Raw genomic sequence first — 17369 nt, forward strand, 5'->3', positions numbered from 1 at the left:
AGCCCTCGCGGGGGCTCCCCTTCTTCCGTCTCACAGCGCCGAGAGCACGGCCAGGTCGACGCCCACGAGCGACTCGCGGAAGATCCGCCGCTCCCCCTGGTCGACCGGGACGTCGCACGGCACCACCAGCACCGTGCAGCCCGCGCCGACGGCGGACGCGACACCGGTCGGCGAGTCCTCGACGGCGACGCAGTCGGCGGCGTCCACCCCGAGCAGCCGGGCGGCGCGCAGGTACGGCTCCGGCAGCGGCTTGTTGTGCCCGTCGACCTCGTCACCGCACACTGTCACGTCGAACAGGTCGCGGCCGATGGTGTCCAGCGCGACCTCGGTCAGCGCCCGTTCGGTCGAGGTCACCAGAGCCATCGGGACACCCGAGTCCCGCACCGCGCGCAACGCCTCCGGCGCGCCCGGCCGCCACGGCAGCCCGGCGCGGAACACCTCCTCGGTGCGGCGCGCGATCCACACGGCGGCGTCGTTGAGGTCGTCCGGGGACGGTTCCAGGCCGACCTCGGCGAAGAGCAGCGACAGCGTGGTCGGGACGTTCGAGCCCACCATGGCGTGCCGGGTCTCCAGCGACAGCGTGCCGCCGAGCTTCTCGGCGAACTCGTAGAGCGGGACGTCCCACAGCTTCTCGGAGTCCAGCAGGGTGCCGTCCATGTCCCACAGGACGGCGGCGGGGGCTCTGTCCAGTTCAGACATTGAAGTACTTCGCTTCCGGGTGGTGTGCGACGAACGCGTCGGTGGACTGCTCGGGGTGCAGCTGGAGCTCCTCGGACAGCACCACACCGATCCGGTCGGGCTCCAGCAGGGAGACGACCTTGACCCGGTCCTCCATCTCCGGGCAGGCACCGTAGCCGAACGAGTAGCGCGCGCCGCGGTACCCCAGCTTGAAGTACTCCTCGACGTCGGTCGGGTCCTCGGCCGCGACCGAGCCGCCGTCGGCCCAGCGCAGCTCCTCGCGGACCCGCCGGTGCCAGTGCTCGGCCAGCGCCTCGGTGAGCTGCACGCCGAGGCCGTGCACCTCCAGGTACTCGCGGTAGGCGTCCTTGGCGAACAGCTCGTTGGCGTGGTCCGCGATCGGCTGCCCCATCGTGACGAGGTGGAACGCGATCACGTCGACCACGCCCTCCGCCACGGCGGCGTCGCGCTGCCGCCAGAAGTCCGCCAGGCACAGCCGCCGGTCGCGGCGCTGGCGCGGGAAGGTGAACCGCAGCCGTTCGGGCGCGTCGGGCCTCGGCTCCTGGAGGACCACCAGGTCGTCGCCCTCGGCCACGCACGGGAAGTAGCCGTAGACGACGGCGGCGTGCGCGAGGACGCCCTCGGTCGCCAGCCGGTCCATCCAGTACCGCAGCCGCGGCCTGCCCTCGGTCTCCACCAGTTCCTCGTACGTCGGCCCGCCGCCGCGCGCACCCTTGAGGCCCCACTGGCCCATGAACGTGGCCCGTTCGTCCAGCAGCGCGGAGTAGTCGGCGACCGGGATGCCCTTGACGACCCGGCTGCCCCAGAACGGCGGCGTCGGGATCGGCACGTCCACGGCGACGTCGGAGCGGGCCGCGACCGGTTCGGTCTCCAGGGCCTCCGCCTTGGCCTTGCGCTCGGCGGCGATCCGCAGCGACCGCTCCCGCCGCGCCTTGCGCTCGGCGGCCTTGGCCTCGGCCTCCGGGTCGACCACCGGGGACTCGCCGCGCTTGGCCGCCATGATCGCGTCCATCAGCCGGAGGCCCTCGAACGCGTCGCGGGCGTAGCGGACCTCGCCCAGGTACACGTCGGTCAGGTCGTTCTCCACGTACGCCCTGGTCAACGCCGCGCCGCCGAGCAGGACCGGCCACCGCGCGGCGACCCCGCGCGAGTTCATCTCGGCCAGGTTCTCCTTCATGACCACGGTGGACTTCACCAGCAGGCCGGACATGCCGATGGCGTCCGCGCGATGCTCGGCGGCCGCGTCGAGGATCGTGGTGATCGGCTGCTTGATGCCGAGGTTCACCACCTCGTAGCCGTTGTTGGTCAGGATGATGTCGACCAGGTTCTTGCCGATGTCGTGCACGTCGCCCTTGACCGTGGCCAGCACGATCCGGCCCTTGCCGCCGTCGTCGGCGCGTTCCATGTGCGGTTCGAGGTGCGCGACGGCGGTCTTCATCACCTCGGCGGACTGGAGCACGAACGGCAGCTGCATCTGGCCGGAGCCGAACAGCTCGCCGACGGTCTTCATGCCCGACAGCAGGGTGTCGTTGATGATCTGCAGCGCCGGGCGCTGGTCCAGCGCGCTGTCCAGGTCGGCCTCCAGCCCGACGCGCTCACCGTCCACGATGCGGCGTTCCAGCCGTTCGAACAGCGGCAGCGCGGCCAGCTCCTCGGCCCGCGACGCCTTGTCCGACGACGTGGTGACGCCCTCGAACAGCTCCATCAGCCGTTGCAGCGGGTCGTAGCCCTCGCGGCGGCGGTCGTAGACCAGGTCCAGCGCGACCGCGCGCTGCTCGTCCGGGATCCGCGCCATCGGGATGATCTTGGAGGCGTGCACGATCGCGGAGTCCAGACCGGCCTGCGCGCACTCGTGCAGGAACACGGAGTTGAGCACCTGCCGGGCGGCCGGGTTCAGCCCGAACGAGACGTTCGACAGCCCCAGCGTCGTCTGGACGTCCGGGTAGAGCCGCTTGAGCTCGCGGATGGCCTCGATCGTCTCGACGCCGTCCTTGCGGACCTCCTCCTGCCCGGTGGAGATCGGGAAGGTGAGGCAGTCGACGATGATGTCGGAGGTCCGCATCCCCCAGTTGGTGGTCAGGTCGGTGATGATCCGCTTGGCCACCCGCACCTTCCACTCGGCGGTGCGCGCCTGGCCCTCCTCGTCGATGCACAGCGCCACGACCGCGGAGCCGTGCTCGGCCACCAGCTCCATGATCCGGTGGAACCGCGACTCCGGCCCGTCGCCGTCCTCGTAGTTGACCGAGTTGACCGCCGACCGGCCGCCCAGGCACTCCAGGCCCGCCCGCAGCACCTCCGGCTCGGTCGAGTCGAGCATGATCGGCAACGTCGACGCCGTGGCCAGCCGCGACGCCAGCGCCGTCATGTCCGCCGCGCCGTCGCGGCCGACGTAGTCCACGTTCAGGTCGAGCAGGTGGGCGCCGTCGCGGGTCTGGTCGCGGGCGATCTCGACGCAGTCGTCGAACCGGTCCTCCAGCATCGCCGTCCGGAACGCCTTCGAGCCGTTCGCGTTCGTCCGCTCGCCGATCATCAGCACCGACGCGTCCTGCCGGAACGGCACCGCCTGGTAGAGCGACGACACGCCCGGCTCCGGCCGCGGCCTCCGGACCGTCGGGCCGAGGTCGCGCACCGCCCGCACGACCTGCCGGATGTGCTCGCCGGTCGTGCCGCAGCAGCCGCCGACCAGCCGGGTGCCGAAGTCGCGCACGAACCCGACCAGCGCTTCCGCCAGCTCCTCCGGCGACAACGGGTAGACCGCCCCGTTCGGACCCAGTCGCGGGAGGCCCGCGTTCGGCATCACCGACAGCGGGATCCGGGCGTGCTTGGCGAGCTGCCGCAGGTGTTCGCTCATCTCGGCGGGTCCGGTCGCGCAGTTCAACCCGATCAGGTCGATCCCGAGCGGTTCCAGCGCCGTCAGCGCGGCCCCGATCTCCGAGCCGAGCAGCATCGTGCCGGTCGTCTCGACCGTCACCTGGGCGATGATCGGCACCGTCCGGCCGTCCGCCGCCATCGCCCGCTTGGCCCCGATGATCGACGCCTTGGTCTGCAGCAGGTCCTGCGAGGTCTCCACGACGATCGCGTCCACACCACCCGCGAGCAGGCCTTTCACCTGCTCCACGTACGCGTCGCGCAACCGCGCGAACGGCGCGTGCCCCAACGTCGGCAGCTTCGTGCCGGGCCCGACCGACCCGAGCACGAACCTCGGCCGCCCCGGTTCGGCGAACTCGTCGGCCACCTCGCGGGCCAGCGCACCGCCCACTCTGGACAGTTCGAAGATCCGGTCGGAGATGCCGTAGTCGGCCAGGTTGGGCAGGTTGGCCCCGAACGTGTTGGTCTCGACGGCGTCGGCCCCCGCCTCCAGGTAGGCCCGGTGCACACCCCGCACCACGTCCGGCCTGGTGACGTTCAGGATCTCGTTGCAACCCTCGTGACCTGCGAAGTCGTCCAGCGTGAGGTCCACGGACTGGAGCATCGTGCCCATCGCCCCGTCGGCGACGACCACACGATCTTCGAGCGCGGCCAGCAAAGGTGATGAGACACGATCCACCATGCGCCAAGCCTACGGGCAACGGACTTGGACCAGGGTCGTAGTCTGACCCGGTGACCGATCCGGACCAGGCCTCCCCCACCCCCTACGACCCTCGGAAACCCCTCACCAACCCGATCATGGTGGCGGCGTTCGAGGGCTGGAACGACGCTGGAGACGCAGCCAGTACCGCGATCGAACACCTGCAACTCACCTGGGACGCGACGCCCTTGGCGGAGATCGATCCCGACGACTACTACGACTTCCAGGTGACCCGCCCCACGGTCCGCATGGTGGACGGCATCACCCGAAGGGTTGAATTCCCCACAACCCGCCTGACCGTGTGCCGCCCTCCCGGCTCCGCCACCGACGTCATCCTCGTCCACGGCATCGAGCCCAACATGCGCTGGGGCAAGTTCGCCGCGGAACTGCTGGGCCACATCGAGGGCCTCGGCATCACCACCGTCGTCACCCTGGGCGCCCTCCTCATGGACACCCCCCACACCCGCCCCGTCCCCGTCACCGGCACCGCCTACGACGAGGAGTCCGCCGCCAAGTACGGCCTCGAACGCTCCCGCTACGAGGGCCCCACCGGCATAGTCGGCGTCTTCCAGGACCTCTGCGTCCAGGCAGGCATCCCCGCCATCTCCTTCTGGGCCGCGGTCCCCCACTACGTCTCCCAACCCCCCTCCCCCAAAGCCACCCTCGCCCTCCTCCACCGCGTCGAAGAAGTCCTCGACGTCGAGGTCCCGCTGGGCGCGCTGCCGGAGCAGGCCGAGGAGTGGGAGCGCACCGTCAGCGAGATGGCCGACGAGGACGAGGACGTCCGCAACTACGTCCGCGCGCTCGAGGAACGCGGCGACGCCGAAATCGAGATCACCGAGGAAAGCGGCGACGCCATCGCCGCCGAATTCGAACGCTACCTCCGCCGCCGCGGCCGCGGCCCAGGCCGCGGCCCCACCGGCCTCTAACCCCCACCCACGCCGGGATCGGCCCCCCGATCCCGGCACCCCCACCCACAACCACACCCGCCCAGCCGAGGCACCAGACCACCTGCCCGCCTCTTGGCCAGACACGCCCAACACCTAGTCGACACCCACATCCAGCAAGCTCGGACGCCCTCAACACCACCGATCCCCACCCCAACGCATCCGCCACCTCGCCTCCGGCGCAAAGCACCCACCGCTACACCCGACGCAAGGCCGCCCAACCCGACGCGCAGCGAAGATCCCCAGCAGATCCGCAGCCCGCCACCCCCACCCGACGCGGAGCGTCCCCCGCCTAGTCCAACGCGCAGCCAGGACGCCCGTCCGACGGCGAAGCCAAGGAACCCCACGTTGGGCGCAGCCCGCCAACGCGCATCCGGCGCGAAGCGCCTGGGGCCTTATCCGCAGCGCAGCAAGGATGCCCAGTCCGACGCGCAGCGAGGACCCCCAGCCGGGCGAAGCCCGCCACCCCCAACCGGCGCGGAGCGCCTGTGGCCTTGTCCGACGCGCAGCGAGGATGCCCAGTCGGCGAAGCCGATGCCCTGTCAGGCGCAGCCTGATGCCCTCAAAACCCACCCTTCCCCCCACACCCCGACGAGAAAGCCATCTCTATACCCGCCGAATCTTGTCAAGACAGCTCCACCGTCTTGACAAGATTCGGCGGGTATAGAACACTCGGCGACCGGGGTGCCCCCACGCCCCCAACGAAACCCCAACCCCACCCAAGGGTCCCCCGATCCGGAAGACCCCCCAATACACAAGGTACCCAGGGGGTCCGACAATTCCCGCCCACCAGCACCCCCACCAGCACCCCCACGACCAACCACCCCAACCCCCACCCCGCCCCTGGCAAACCCCCGCCCTCTACGCAGGCGGCCTCCTAGGCCCCTTCGGCGGCGCCATGACCTCCTCCGTCCTCCCCGAGATCGGCGCCGACTTCCACCGCACCCCCGGCGACGCCGCCCTCACCCTTTCCCTCTACCTCCTCCCCTTCGCCGCCCTCATGCTCTTCTCCGGCACCTTGGGCGCCCGTTGGGGCTCCGTGCGAACAGTCCGGATCGCCTACCTCACCTACACCGCCGCCTCCCTCCTCTGCGCCGCGGCGAACACCTTCCCCCTCCTGCTGACCGGCCGAGTCCTCCAAGGTGCCGCGAACGCCTTCACCACCCCGCTGCTGCTCGCCGCCCTCGCCTCGACAACCCCGAAGCACCGACTGGGGCGAACGCTGGGTGTCTTCGCGTCCATGCAGGCCGTGGGCCAGACGTCGGCTCCGCTCGTGGGCGGTCTGGCCGCCGAGGCCTCCTGGCGCTGGGCCTTCCTGGGTGCCGCGGCGGTAGCGGCCCTGCTCGCCTGCGCGGGCCTGCCGAGGACCACCTCGACCGACCGCCCCGGGCTCCGCAGCGCCTGGCGTCCGTCGGTCATCCGGATCGCCGTCACCGGCTTCATCGCGTGGGGGTGCCTGGGTGGTCTGTCGTTCCTCGTGGCGTTCCGGCTGGGGGACGGGTTCGGGCTGAGCGCGGGGCAGCGGGGGCTCGTGCTGACCGGGTTCGGCATCGCGGGAATCCTCACCGCGCGGCTGGTCGGGCGGGCGGTGGACCGGTTCGGGGCGAAGCGGTGCGTGCTGCTCGGCTCGGTGACCGGCGCCGTCCTGCTGGCCGGGGTCGCGCTGCTCCCGTCGCTGTGGGCCGTCGGACTCCTGTGGGCGGCGGGAGGCGCGGCCAGCCAGGGGATCATCGTCGGCGTGAACGCGCTGGTGCTGTCGGATCCGGGCGCGAACCGGGGTGGGTCGGTGTCGGTGGTGCAGTCGCTGCGCTTCCTCGGCGGCGCGCTCTCACCGGCGCTGATCGTGCCCCTGTACCACCTCGACGCGGTCGTGGCCTTCCTCGTCCCGGCCGCGCTGCTCGTCGCCGTCCCCCCACTGGCGCTGCACCGCCAACACGCCGGCGAGCACGTACAACCCGGCCTGGACGTCGAGCAGCACGGGCAGCCCGAACGGCCCGACGAGAGCCCCGGCGATGATCATCCCGACGGCCTGGAACCCGTCGAACAGGCTGAAGAAGCTGCTCAGCACCCTTCCCCGCGTCGCATCCGAGGTGTGTAGCTGCAACACCGACAGCATCCCGGCGCCGACCACGACCCCCGGCGCGCCGACCACCGCGAACCCGACCAGGTAGTACGGCAACGAGGTGGTCAGGGAGGCGCTGTTCCAGATCACCGCGCTGAGCACCCCGAGACTCAGCAGCCCCCACGCCAGCACCCGGCCCGGCACGAACCTGCGCGCCAGCACGCCGACCAGCGCGCCGCCGACGAGCCCGCCGACGGCCTGGACGCCGCGCAGCAACCCGGTGGCGGCCTCGTCCCCGCCGATCCGCTCGGTCACGAACACCACGAACAGCACCACGAACAACCCCTGGGCCGTGGACATCAGCCCGACCACCAGCACCATGAACCGCAGCTGCCGCCGACCGGTGATCTCCCGCAGCCCCTCCACCCACGCCCTGACCACCGGCGGGTGCTCGACCGGCTCGGCGTCCACCCCGAACGCGCGCACCAGCAGCGCCGCGGCGAGCAGGAACGACGCCGCGTCGGCCGCGAGCACCCCCGGCAGCCCGGTGCACCCGAGCAGGACGCCGCCGAGCGACGCGCCGAGCAGCCGGGCGAGGTTGCCGTTGAGCCCGATCAGCCCGTTGGCCGCCGTGATCTGGTCGCGCTCCAGCAACGACGGCAGCAGCGCGCTCTTGGCCGGTTCGAACAGCGCGGCGAGCCCGGCCTGGCAGGCCGTGACGACGTTGACCAGCACCAGGTCCTCGGCGCCGCGCACGGCGAGCAGCGGCAGCAGGGCGAGGGCCTGGGCGACGCTGACCAGCAGCATCAGCCGCCGCCGGTCCCAGCGGTCGGCCAGCACACCGGCCACCGGCGACAGCGCGATGCCCGGCAGCAGCGCGACGACGAACGTGGTCGCGGTGGCCCCGACCGACCCGGTGAGCTGGTAGACGTAGATCGGCATCGCGACCTGGAGCACCCAGTCGCCGATCTCGGAGACGAACCCCGCGACCCACAGCCGCCGGAACGCGGGGTTCGCCAGCGGGCCGCTCACCGGAGGAACGCCCGGATGCCGAAGTGGACCGGTGCGGCGCCCTCTGGCACGTCCTCGCGCACCGGCACGAGGTAGGGCCGCAGCAGGTCGTCGACGATGCCGAGCAGCCCGCCCAGCTCCTCCGCGGTCACGTTGAGCGCGTAGCCGTGGAACGCCGAGGCCTCCAGCCACTCGCGCGGCAGCTCGTGCTGCCGGTCGAGGAACCGCTGCACGAGCCGGTTGTCCTCGTTGAGCTGCAACGCCGCCAGCGCGTCCTGCTGGGTGCGCACGGCCGGGTCCTCGTCGAACCCGCCGAAGTCGAACCCGACCTCGGTGGCCCGCCACGGCCGTTCCCGCGCGTCGGTGGCGTCGACCCGTTCCACGAAGCCGAACCTGGCCAGCTGCCGGAGGTGCCAGCTGCAGTTGGAGGCGCTGGAGCCGACCTCGTCGGCGCACTCGCTGGCCGTGCGCGGTCCGACCGACACCAGGTGGTTGAGCAGCGACACCCGCAACGGGTGCGTGAGCGCCTTGAGCGCGTCGACGTCGACGACCCGACGCGGTTCCGGAAACACCATCACCACTCCTGAAAGAGTTCTTTCGAAAGTTCTCTTTCAGGTTTGCACGCCGACGGGCGCACGGCAAGGGCCGGGTCCCCCGCGGAGGACCCGGCCGGACGGGCGATCAGGTCAGGTGGTGAGGTCCCGGCGCCGGAACGCGGCGAGCCCCGCGGCCACGAGCGCGGCGGCGACCAGCGCCAGCACCACCAGCGGGACGGGGTCGACGTCACCCGCCGGGAACCTCGGCACGTGGGTGAACGGCGAGAGGTCCATCGCCCACTGGTCCAGCTCCAGCAGCGGCCCGAGCTGGCCGAGCAGCAGGAACACGACGAGCGCGACCCACCCGGCGGCGACGAGGCGGGGTGCCGCGCCGAACGCCAGGACCACGATGCCGATGAGCACCCACGCCGCGGGCACCTGGAGCATCGCCGCGACGAACACCGGCCCGAACCGGCTCATGTCACCGGAGGACGCGCCGTGCGACAGCCCGGCGCCCACACCGGTCGCCGCCACCAGCAGCACCGGACCGCCGAGCGCGATGACGAGGTGGCTGCACGCCCAGCTCGTCCGCGAGACCGCCGCGGCCAGCAGCGGCTCGGCGCGCTGGCCCGTCTCCTCGGACCTGAGCCGCAGCGCGGCCTGGATGCCGTAGATCGACGCGACCAGGCCCATGATGCCCATCTCCGCGGAGATGAAGGCGTCGGTGAGCGCGTCGGTGCCGCCCAGCTTGGCGACCATCTCCCGCGCGGACGGGGTGTCGACGAACCCGCCGACGTTGCCCGCGATGTTGCCGAGCACGAGCCCGAGACCCGCGAAGGCCGCCGCCCAGCCGAGCAGCGACGCGCGTTGCAGGCGCCACGCCAGCGCGAACGTGCCGGTCAGCCGCGCGGACCCGGCGGGACCGAGCCGGTCGGCGACCAGGCCCGCGCCGATGTCGCGACGTTCGACCAGCGCGTACGACGCCATGACGACGACGGCGGCGAAGCCGAGCATGACCAGCAGGACCCACCAGCGGTCGCCCGAGTAGGGCCGGAACTGCTGGCCCCAGCCGACGGGCGAGAGCCACGACATCCAGCCGGGACCGTCCGGGCCCGCGGTGTCGCCGACCGCGCGCACGACGTACACGACGCCGAGCACGACCGCCGCGAGACCGGTCGCGCCGCGGGCGGTGGACGAGACCTGCGCGGTGACGGCGGCGATCGCCGCGAAGGCGATCCCGACCCCGCCCCAGGCGAGGCCGAACGCGAACGAGCCCGCCGTCGGCATGCCCGCCCCCGCCACGGTCACGGCCGTGAGCAGCGCCAGCACGACGTTGGTGCCGACGGCGACGACCAGCGCCGAGGTCAGCGGGGCGAACCGGCCGACGACGGTCGCGCCGACCAGCTCCAGCCGCCCGGACTCCTCCTCGGCGCGGGTGTGCCGGACGACGACGATGACCGACAGCAGCGCGATCATCACCGCGCCGATGCCGCCGGTCTTGACCATCGAGATGCCGCCCTCCGACGCCGGGTCGTACACCCGGCCGTACAGGGCGACCAGCGCCGTCGTGTTGTTCGCGGCGGTGGCGGAGGCGATGCGCGACTCGACCGTCGAGTAGAGGTCGGCGGCGGCCGCGGCGGACCCCACCGCCAGCAGCACGATGCCCGCGACCCAGCCGGGCAGCATGATCCGGTCACGGCGCAAAGCGAGCCGCACCAACGCGCCCGTGCCGACGAACCCGCCGCTCACAGCGGTGGCATCGGGTCCACCGTCCGGCGACGTCGGAGTCGGATCCGGTCGGGACACCGCGGGAGCGCGTCCGGCGCTCATCGCGACACCGCCGGCTCCGCCTCGTAGTGCCGGAGGAACAGCTGCTCCAACGTCGGCGGGTGGCTGGCCAGGCTGCGCACACCGGCCAGGGTGAGCTGCCGGAGGACGGCGTCGAGCTGGTCGGTGTCCACGTCGAAGCGGGCCCGCAGACCGTCGACCTTCAGGTCGTGCACGCCGGGCAGCGCGGCCAGGCCGTCGGGGGCGGAGGCGAGCTCGGCGGAGATGCTGGTGCGGGTGAGGTGGCGCAGCTCGGCGAGCGTGCCGGACTCGACGGTCCGGCCGTTGCGGACGATGCTCACCCGGTCGCAGAGCGCCTCCACCTCGGCGAGGATGTGGCTGGAGAGCAGGACGGTCCTCCCCTGGACCCGCTCCTCCTGAACGCACTCCTGGAACACGGCCTCCATCAGCGGGTCCAGCCCGGAGGTCGGCTCGTCCAGGATCAGCAGCTCGACGTCGGAGGCGAGGGCGGCGACCAGCGCCACCTTCTGCCGGTTGCCCTTGGAGTAGGCGCGACCCTTCTTGCGGGGGTCGAGCTCGAACCGCTCCAGCAGCTCGGCGCGCCTGGTGGGGTCGAGACCGCCGCGCAGCCTGCCGAGCAGGTCGATGACCTCGCCGCCGGACAGGGTCGGCCACAGCGTGACGTCGCCCGGCACGTAGGCCAGCCTGCGGTGCAGGGTGACCGCGTCCTTCCACGGGTCGCCGCCGAGCAGGCGGGTGGTGCCCGCGTCCGCCCGGAGCAGTCCCAGCAACACCCGGATGGTGGTCGACTTGCCCGCGCCGTTGGGGCCGAGGAAGCCGTGCACCTCACCGGTGCGGACGGTCAGGTCGAGACCGTCCAACGCACGCGTCGGGCCGTAGCTCTTCACCAGGCCCGACACGGATATCGCATCTGTCATGACCGGTAAGCTACACTTGTTTCACAAATTCGTGAAGTTATGAAATCGGATAAGGTTCGGTCCCGAACCGGTCGAAGGGGATGATGCGACGGTGACCGAGGTGGCAGAGCGCGACGAGCAGGCGGTGGTGCGCTTCATCGAGCGCTTCTCCTCCGTGTTCACCGATTCGGGCATGGCGCGGATGCCGGCGAGGGTCTTCGTGACCCTGCTGGTCAGCGAGACGGGACGGATGACCGCGGCCGAGCTCGGCGAGCTGCTCCAGGTCTCCCCCGCCGCGATCTCCGGCGCCGTGCGCTACCTGAGCCAGGTCGAGCTGATCCGCCGCGAGCGCGAGGTGGGCTCGCGCCGCGACGTCTTCCAGGTCTCCGACGACGTCTGGTACGAGGCCGTCTTCCACAAGGACCAGATGCTCGACCGCTGGTCCGTCCCGCTCAAGGAGGGTGTCGAGACGTTGGGTCCCGACACCCCCGCCGGCCGCCGCCTCAACGAGACGTTGGCGTTCTTCAAGTTCATCCACAGCGAGATGCCCGCGATGCTGAAGCGCTGGCACGCCTACCGTGCGGAGACCTTCGGCTCCTGAGGCCGCACCCGCACCGCGGACGTGCCCAGCCCGGTCGGCACGCCGATCGCGCGCTTGCCCTCCGGTGCGCTCACCGTCGCGACCACCGGTCCACCTGAGCTCGGCACGTCCGTGCTCGGCCCGGTGACCACTGGTCCACTGGGGACGGCACCCACCGGCGCACTGGGCGTGGTCACCGCGGGTCCGGACGGAACGGCCCCCACGGGCGCACTCGGCGTGGTGACAGCCGGTCCACTCGGGACCGCACCCACCGGGGTGCTCGGCACCGCGCCGACCGGCGGGCCACCCGCGGGCGCCCCCGGTCGGAGCGCGCCGGGCAGCCCGGCACCGGACACCGCGAGACCCGGCCTGCCCACGCCGAACACGCCCGGCGCGGACGCTCCCCGCACCCTCAGCGCCGACGTCCCCAGGTCCGGCACGGCCGACGCCCTGGTGCGCTTGAGCTCCGCCTCGACGTACCGCACGCACTTGCGGTGCCACTCGAGGATGCCCGACATCCACTCCTTGAGGCCGTCGGCGTGCCGGGTGAGGATCGCGCGCACCTCCTCGTCGAGGTCGAGGTCCTCGAACATCGCGGGCAGGTCGTTCTCGACGATCTGCCCGAACTGCTCCATCCGCGCCGTCATCAGCTTCGCGACGACGTCGCGGGCGGTGATCCGGTCGACCTCCAGGAAGTTCTCCACCACCAGGACGATGTTGTGCACCTCGCCCTCGTACTCGACCTCCTTCTGGTAGCTGAAGAGGTCGTTGGTGAAGCACGCGTAGTCCTGCGCCGCGGTCTCCATCTCCCGCACCACGCTGGTCTGGTAGATCTCGCGCGGCACCGAGCTCCAGTGCGCCAGCCGGTTCAGGCTCATCGTCATGTCCGAGCCGAACGTCCTGCGCCGCATCTCGATGTAGTCCACCGGGTCGGGGACGCGGTGCTGCGCCTGGTTGAACACCTCCCAGACCCAGCTCTCGGTCATGTCCTCCACGGCCTTGCGGAACTCCTGCCGCGCGCCCACGGCCATCGGCCCGGCCGTGCGCCGCCACAGGTCCCGCAGCCCGCGCTCGATCGGGTTGGTCGGGTCCGGGGTCGCGCCGCCGTCCAGCGGCATGAACAGCGACAGCCGCTCGTTGCACAGCTTCGCCGCGGGGATGTTGCGGGCCGCGCCGAACACCAGCGGGAAGTAGTCGTCGCCGTAGGTGCCCCAGGCCAGCCAGTCCGACGTCAGGTTGAGCTGGTCCCGGCTCGCGTCGGCGTGGATCATCGCCGCGCAGTGCGCGAAGTCGAAGCCCACGAACCGGCGCTCGTCCCAGACGCCGTCGTCGAACATGCCCATGTCGCGCGCCCAGCCCACGGCGTAGCGGCGGGACTCGTCGATGTGCGGGCTCGTCCTGACCGCGTACGGCATGGGGAAGTCGGGCAGCGGCAGGTGGCCGACCGGTTCGAACGGCCGGTGGGTGAACTGCTGCCTGCGGCGGCGCAGGCCGGTGGCCGCGGGCGAGAACATCCGGTTCGCCGACGTGCCGAACCCGCTCGGTCCACCCAGGACGCTCGTGCCGGTGGCCGCCTCTTCGTTCATGTACCGGCTGGACACCGCGTGCCACTCGTGACCGCCGGACTGCCAGTCCTGAAGCCCCTTCACGTACGCGGCCACGCCGAGCTGCTCGTGCGGCGGGACGCCGTGCTCGGCCAGCAGCGCCGGGACCTCGACCAGCGCGGTGTTCTCGAACTGGTGCAGCCGCGAGGTGAGCAGCTCGTTGACCAGGTCGGCGGCCTGCTGCGTCGAGCAGCCGAGGAACCTCTCGAACACCAGCACGGCGTTCGAGTTCTCCCCCTCCTCCTCGACCTCGCGCTGGTAGGAGAACAGGTCGTTGCGCAGGTGCACGGCGTCGGAGAACGTGTCCGACAGCAGCTGCATCGGCCGCAGGGCCGCCACGGCGTCGGGCACCTCGGCGCCGACCGCGTACTCCACGAGCCCGGCCGACCAGGGCGCGCCGCCGACCCGGCGGCGCATCTGCACGTACTCGATCGGGTTCGCGACGCGGCCCAGCTCGATGTTGCCGAGCTCCCACATGGACTCGACCATCAGGTTGTGCGTCACCGTGGTGAACCGGCGGCGCCAACCGTCCGACATGGACGGCACGGTGCGCCGCCAGAGGTCGCGCAGGCCCTCCTCGGCCGGGTTGGTCGGCTCCGGCGGGGACGCGTCGCCCGCGGTCATGAACAGCTCCAGGTGGTCCAGGTAGGCCTTGGCGCCCTTGAGGTCGCGGCTGTACTTGAACTGCTCCAGGAAGTGGTCGTCGAAGAAGAAGACCCACACGTACCAGTCGGTGATCAGGTCGAGCGCGTCCCCGTCGCAGTCCGGATGGGTGTAGGCGCACATGAGCGCGTAGTCCATCTTCTCCAGGGCGGCCTCGGTCCAGACGACACCTCCCCCCGGCTTGGGCGAGTCGAGCATCCCCATCTTCCTGGCCCACGCCGCGCTGTGGTCGCGGGTGCGCTCCAGGTTGGGGTTGAGCCTGGCCGGATGGGGCAGGTAGAAATCGGGCAGCGTGAACGCCTGCATGAGCGGGGCTACTCCTTCGGACCGGCTGCGAGGGCTCGGAACAAGACCCTGGCAACCGGCCCGATCCCCCGACAACGGCCATCCGAGCGGCGGCCGGGTTTCATGGAGTGAACCGGGGACTACCGAACGCGGCCGCGGACTCCGGTCAGGACAGTGAAAGGGGCAGTCCGAACGCCTCGAAGTGCTCGCGGCCGATGAACGACGTCACGTCGGAGATGCGGTCGCCACGCAGGGTCAGCACGTTGACCGCCCACGCCCGGAACACGCCCTCCTCTTCCTTCCAGAGGTAGCAGGCGACGGCGGGCTGGCCGTTCCCGCTGGTCGGGAGGTGTTTCCAGGCGCCGCAGCTGCCGAGCGGGATCCTGGTGGCGAAGTCCATGACCGCGTCGACCCCGCGGTACCAGCACGGCATCGGGGGCATCGACCAGGTGACGTCCTCGGTCAGCAGCGCCACGAGGGCGGCCGCGTCACCACGTTCGAGTGCCGACGAGTACCCGGTGACGATCTCGCGCACGCGGGCGTCGTCGACCTCGCGCAGCGGCCGCTGCCCGCCGCGCTCGGGGACCTTCTCCGCGACGACCCGGCGGGCGCGCGCCAGCGCGGAGTTCACCGACGCGGTGGTCGTGGCCATCATGTCCGCGATCTCGGCGGCGGAGAAGCCGAGCACCTCGAAGAGCAGCAGTGCCGCCCGCTGGTTGCCGGGCAGGTGCTGCAGCGCGGCGATGAACGCCAGCTCCACGGCCTCCCGCCGCTCGTAGCCCGCGCCGGGGTCGGTGTCCGGGTAGGGCCCCAACCAGGCGACCTCGGTCAGCGGGGAGTCGCCGACCACGGCATGCTCGCTGGACGGGCCGAGGTCCACCGGCAGCGCCCGCCTGCCGCGGGTCGCGACCGTGTCGAGGCAGGTGCGGGTCGCCACGGTGTAGAGCCACGAGCGCAGCGAGCTGCGGCCCTCGAAGCGCGCGAGCCCCCGCCACGCGCGCAGCAGCGCGTCCTGCAACGCGTCGTCGGCGTCGTGGGTCGAGCCCAGCATGCGGTAGCAGTGGGCGTGCAGCTCGCGCCGCAGCGGACCGACGAGCCGGGTGAACGCGGCGTCGTCACCGTCGCGCGCGAGGGCCAGGTCGGGCTCCTCCGCGGGTCGTGCCGCAAGAACTTCGCTCACGAGCGACGATTCTGCCCCAGCCGGACGGTCACCACCCCCGAACAGCGACTACCCGAATCCAGGAGGACCTGATGGACGACACGTCGACCGCCACCGCCACGACGCTCCGCGTGCCCGGCGCGGAGCTGCACCACGAGGTGCGGGGCAGTGGACCGCTGGTGCTGCTCGTGGGCGCGCCGATGGACGCCAGGTCGTTCGAGCCGCTGGCCGACCTGCTCGCCGTCGACCACACCGTGCTCACCACCGACCCGCGCGGCATCAACCGCAGCCCGGTGGACGACCCGGACCAGGACTCGACGCCGGAGATGCGCGCCGACGACCTCGCCCGGCTGCTGACCCACCTCGACGCCGGTCCGGCGGTCGCGCTCGGCTCCAGCGGCGGCGCGGTCAGCGTGCTCGCCCTGGCGGAGGCCAGGCCCGACCTGGTGCACACGGTCATCGCGCACGAGCCGCCGCTGCTGGAGCTGCTGGAGGACCGCGACGAGCTGCGCGCGGGCACCGAGGACATCATCGCCACCCACCTGTCCGGCGACCGCGTGGGCGCCATGCGGAAGTTCCTGGCGCAGGCGAACATCGCGATGCCGGAGGAGGTGTTCCAGATGGTGTTCGCGGGCGAGCGGTCCGCGCAGGACATCGCCGACGCCGACTACCAGAACGCGCACATGATGCGGCCGACCATCGCCTGGCGGCCCGACCTCGACCTGCTGCGCTCCGGCGGGACCCGCGTGCTGGTCGGCATCGGCGAGGAGTCCGCGGGCCAGATCTGCGACCGCACCTCGCGGGCGCTCTGCGCGCTGCTGGGCGTCGAGCCGACCATGTTCCCCGGCGACCACATCGGCTTCGCGGGCGACCCGGCCGCGTTCGAGACCCGGCTGCGCGCCGTGCTGAAGGAGGCGTGAGCGGATGAAGGCCGATCTGCACGAGTACCTGGTGAAGGCCCGCGAGGCGGTGGTGTGGAAGCTCGACGGGCTGTCCTCCTACGACGTCCGCCGCCCGCTGACGCCCACCGGCACCAACCTGCTGGGCCTGGTCAAGCACCTGACCACGGTCGAGGTCATCTACTTCGGGGTCGCCTTCGACCGGCTGCCCGAGCGGCCGCCGCCGTGGGTGGGCCGCGAGGCCGAGCCCAACGCCGACAAGTGGGCCGCGGCCGACGAGTCGCGGGAGTACCTCCTCGACACCTACCGGAGGGCCTGCCTGCACTCGGACGCCACCATCGAGGCGCTGGAGCCGGACGCGCCCGGCTTCGTCCCGTGGTGGCCGGAAGAGCACCGGCGGACCACTCTGCACCGGGTCCTGGTGCACGTGGTCGCCGAGTGCCACCGGCACACCGGGCACGCCGACGTCGTGCGCGAGCTCGTCGACGGGGAAGTCGGCGAGCAGCGCGAGGACCCGTTCATGCCGCCGGTGGACCGGGCCTGGTGGGCCGGGTACCGGGCCGCGCTGGAGCGGGTGGCGAAGGAGGCCTTGGCCTGAGCAGGCCGGTGGGCCACCCCGATCCCTGAGGGGTGGCCCACCGGTTCGCGACG

11 protein-coding genes and 2 pseudogenes are annotated in these 17369 nt (G+C 71.9%); 5 read left to right on the forward strand and 8 right to left on the reverse strand.

Features of this window, described 5'->3' with window-relative positions:
- Positions 1-30: 30 nt before the first annotated feature.
- Positions 31-699, reverse strand: a complete 669-nt coding sequence (locus tag CLV43_RS30115; protein ID WP_106191228.1) for an HAD family hydrolase — start codon at positions 697-699, stop codon at positions 31-33.
- Positions 692-4249, reverse strand: coding sequence for a methionine synthase (gene metH, locus CLV43_RS30120; protein ID WP_106191230.1), 3558 nt, complete (start codon positions 4247-4249; stop codon positions 692-694). Before metH ends, CLV43_RS30115 begins: the two co-directional genes overlap by 8 nt.
- Before the next feature lie 50 nt (positions 4250-4299).
- Between metH and CLV43_RS30125 the strand changes: the two genes are divergently transcribed.
- Together CLV43_RS30125 and CLV43_RS30130 are read left to right on the forward strand one after the other, a co-directional pair.
- Positions 4300-5196, forward strand: a complete 897-nt coding sequence (locus tag CLV43_RS30125) for a PAC2 family protein (RefSeq protein WP_106191231.1) — start codon at positions 4300-4302, stop codon at positions 5194-5196.
- Between the two features lie 796 nt (positions 5197-5992).
- Positions 5993-7312 (forward strand): MFS transporter, encoded by a 1320-nt coding sequence (locus tag CLV43_RS30130; RefSeq protein WP_342749820.1) that lies wholly within the window; start codon positions 5993-5995, stop codon positions 7310-7312.
- Here CLV43_RS30130 and CLV43_RS49550 read toward each other — a convergent pair.
- The 4 genes and pseudogenes from CLV43_RS49550 to CLV43_RS30150 form a co-directional block, all read right to left on the reverse strand.
- Positions 7193-8308: pseudogene (locus tag CLV43_RS49550) on the reverse strand (MFS transporter); the annotation flags it as partial. The gene CLV43_RS30130 and the pseudogene CLV43_RS49550 sit on opposite strands and share 120 nt — an antisense overlap.
- Positions 8305-8862, reverse strand: coding sequence for a winged helix-turn-helix domain-containing protein (locus tag CLV43_RS30140; RefSeq protein ID WP_106191234.1), 558 nt, complete (start codon positions 8860-8862; stop codon positions 8305-8307). The pseudogene CLV43_RS49550 and the gene CLV43_RS30140, both read right to left, overlap by 4 nt.
- Positions 8863-8973: 111 nt before the next feature.
- Positions 8974-10653 carry an ABC transporter permease gene (locus CLV43_RS30145; RefSeq protein WP_245887088.1) on the reverse strand — a complete coding sequence of 560 codons (1680 nt, stop codon included), beginning with the start codon at positions 10651-10653 and terminating at the stop codon, positions 8974-8976.
- A complete protein-coding gene (locus tag CLV43_RS30150) occupies positions 10650-11549 on the reverse strand; it encodes an ABC transporter ATP-binding protein (RefSeq protein WP_106191236.1) in 900 nt (299 codons plus the stop codon). Before CLV43_RS30150 ends, CLV43_RS30145 begins: the two co-directional genes overlap by 4 nt.
- Positions 11550-11640: 91 nt before the next feature.
- Between CLV43_RS30150 and CLV43_RS30155 the strand changes: the two genes are divergently transcribed.
- Entirely contained in the window at positions 11641-12129 is a 489-nt protein-coding gene (locus tag CLV43_RS30155) for a GbsR/MarR family transcriptional regulator (RefSeq protein WP_245887089.1), read from the forward strand.
- A 371-nt stretch (positions 12130-12500) separates the two neighbouring features.
- Here CLV43_RS30155 and CLV43_RS30160 read toward each other — a convergent pair.
- Both CLV43_RS30160 and CLV43_RS30165 read right to left on the reverse strand, forming a co-directional pair.
- Positions 12501-14681 (reverse strand): annotated as a pseudogene (locus CLV43_RS30160) (terpene synthase family protein); the annotation flags it as partial.
- Between the two features lie 145 nt (positions 14682-14826).
- Complete coding sequence (locus tag CLV43_RS30165) at positions 14827-15840, reverse strand: sigma-70 family RNA polymerase sigma factor (protein WP_211304614.1); 1014 nt, start codon at positions 15838-15840, stop codon at positions 14827-14829.
- 71 nt (positions 15841-15911) lie between these two features.
- Between CLV43_RS30165 and CLV43_RS30170 the strand changes: the two genes are divergently transcribed.
- Both CLV43_RS30170 and CLV43_RS30175 read left to right on the forward strand, forming a co-directional pair.
- The gene (locus tag CLV43_RS30170) at positions 15912-16739 is read left to right on the forward strand and encodes an alpha/beta fold hydrolase (protein WP_106191239.1); all 828 of its coding nucleotides are present in this window, start codon (positions 15912-15914) and stop codon (positions 16737-16739) included.
- 4 nt (positions 16740-16743) lie between these two features.
- Positions 16744-17316 carry a DinB family protein gene (locus CLV43_RS30175; RefSeq protein WP_106191240.1) on the forward strand — a complete coding sequence of 191 codons (573 nt, stop codon included), beginning with the start codon at positions 16744-16746 and terminating at the stop codon, positions 17314-17316.
- Positions 17317-17369: the final 53 nt, after the last annotated feature.

It is taken from the genome of Umezawaea tangerina (genome assembly GCF_003002815.1).
Taxonomy (GTDB): domain Bacteria; phylum Actinomycetota; class Actinomycetes; order Mycobacteriales; family Pseudonocardiaceae; genus Umezawaea; species Umezawaea tangerina.

Excerpts from the sequence above, each read along its gene's own strand:
- CLV43_RS30115 (WP_106191228.1), bottom strand. The coding sequence starts at position 699 with ATGTCTGAACTGGACAGAGCCCCCGCCGCCGTCCTGTGGGACATGGAC.
- metH (WP_106191230.1), bottom strand. The coding sequence starts at position 4,249 with ATGGTGGATCGTGTCTCATCACCTTTGCTGGCCGCGCTCGAAGATCGT.
- CLV43_RS30140 (WP_106191234.1), bottom strand. The coding sequence starts at position 8,862 with ATGGTGTTTCCGGAACCGCGTCGGGTCGTCGACGTCGACGCGCTCAAG.
- CLV43_RS30145 (WP_245887088.1), bottom strand. The coding sequence starts at position 10,653 with ATGAGCGCCGGACGCGCTCCCGCGGTGTCCCGACCGGATCCGACTCCG.
- CLV43_RS30150 (WP_106191236.1), bottom strand. The coding sequence starts at position 11,549 with ATGACAGATGCGATATCCGTGTCGGGCCTGGTGAAGAGCTACGGCCCG.
- CLV43_RS30170 (WP_106191239.1), top strand. The coding sequence starts at position 15,912 with ATGGACGACACGTCGACCGCCACCGCCACGACGCTCCGCGTGCCCGGC.
- CLV43_RS30175 (WP_106191240.1), top strand. The coding sequence starts at position 16,744 with ATGAAGGCCGATCTGCACGAGTACCTGGTGAAGGCCCGCGAGGCGGTG.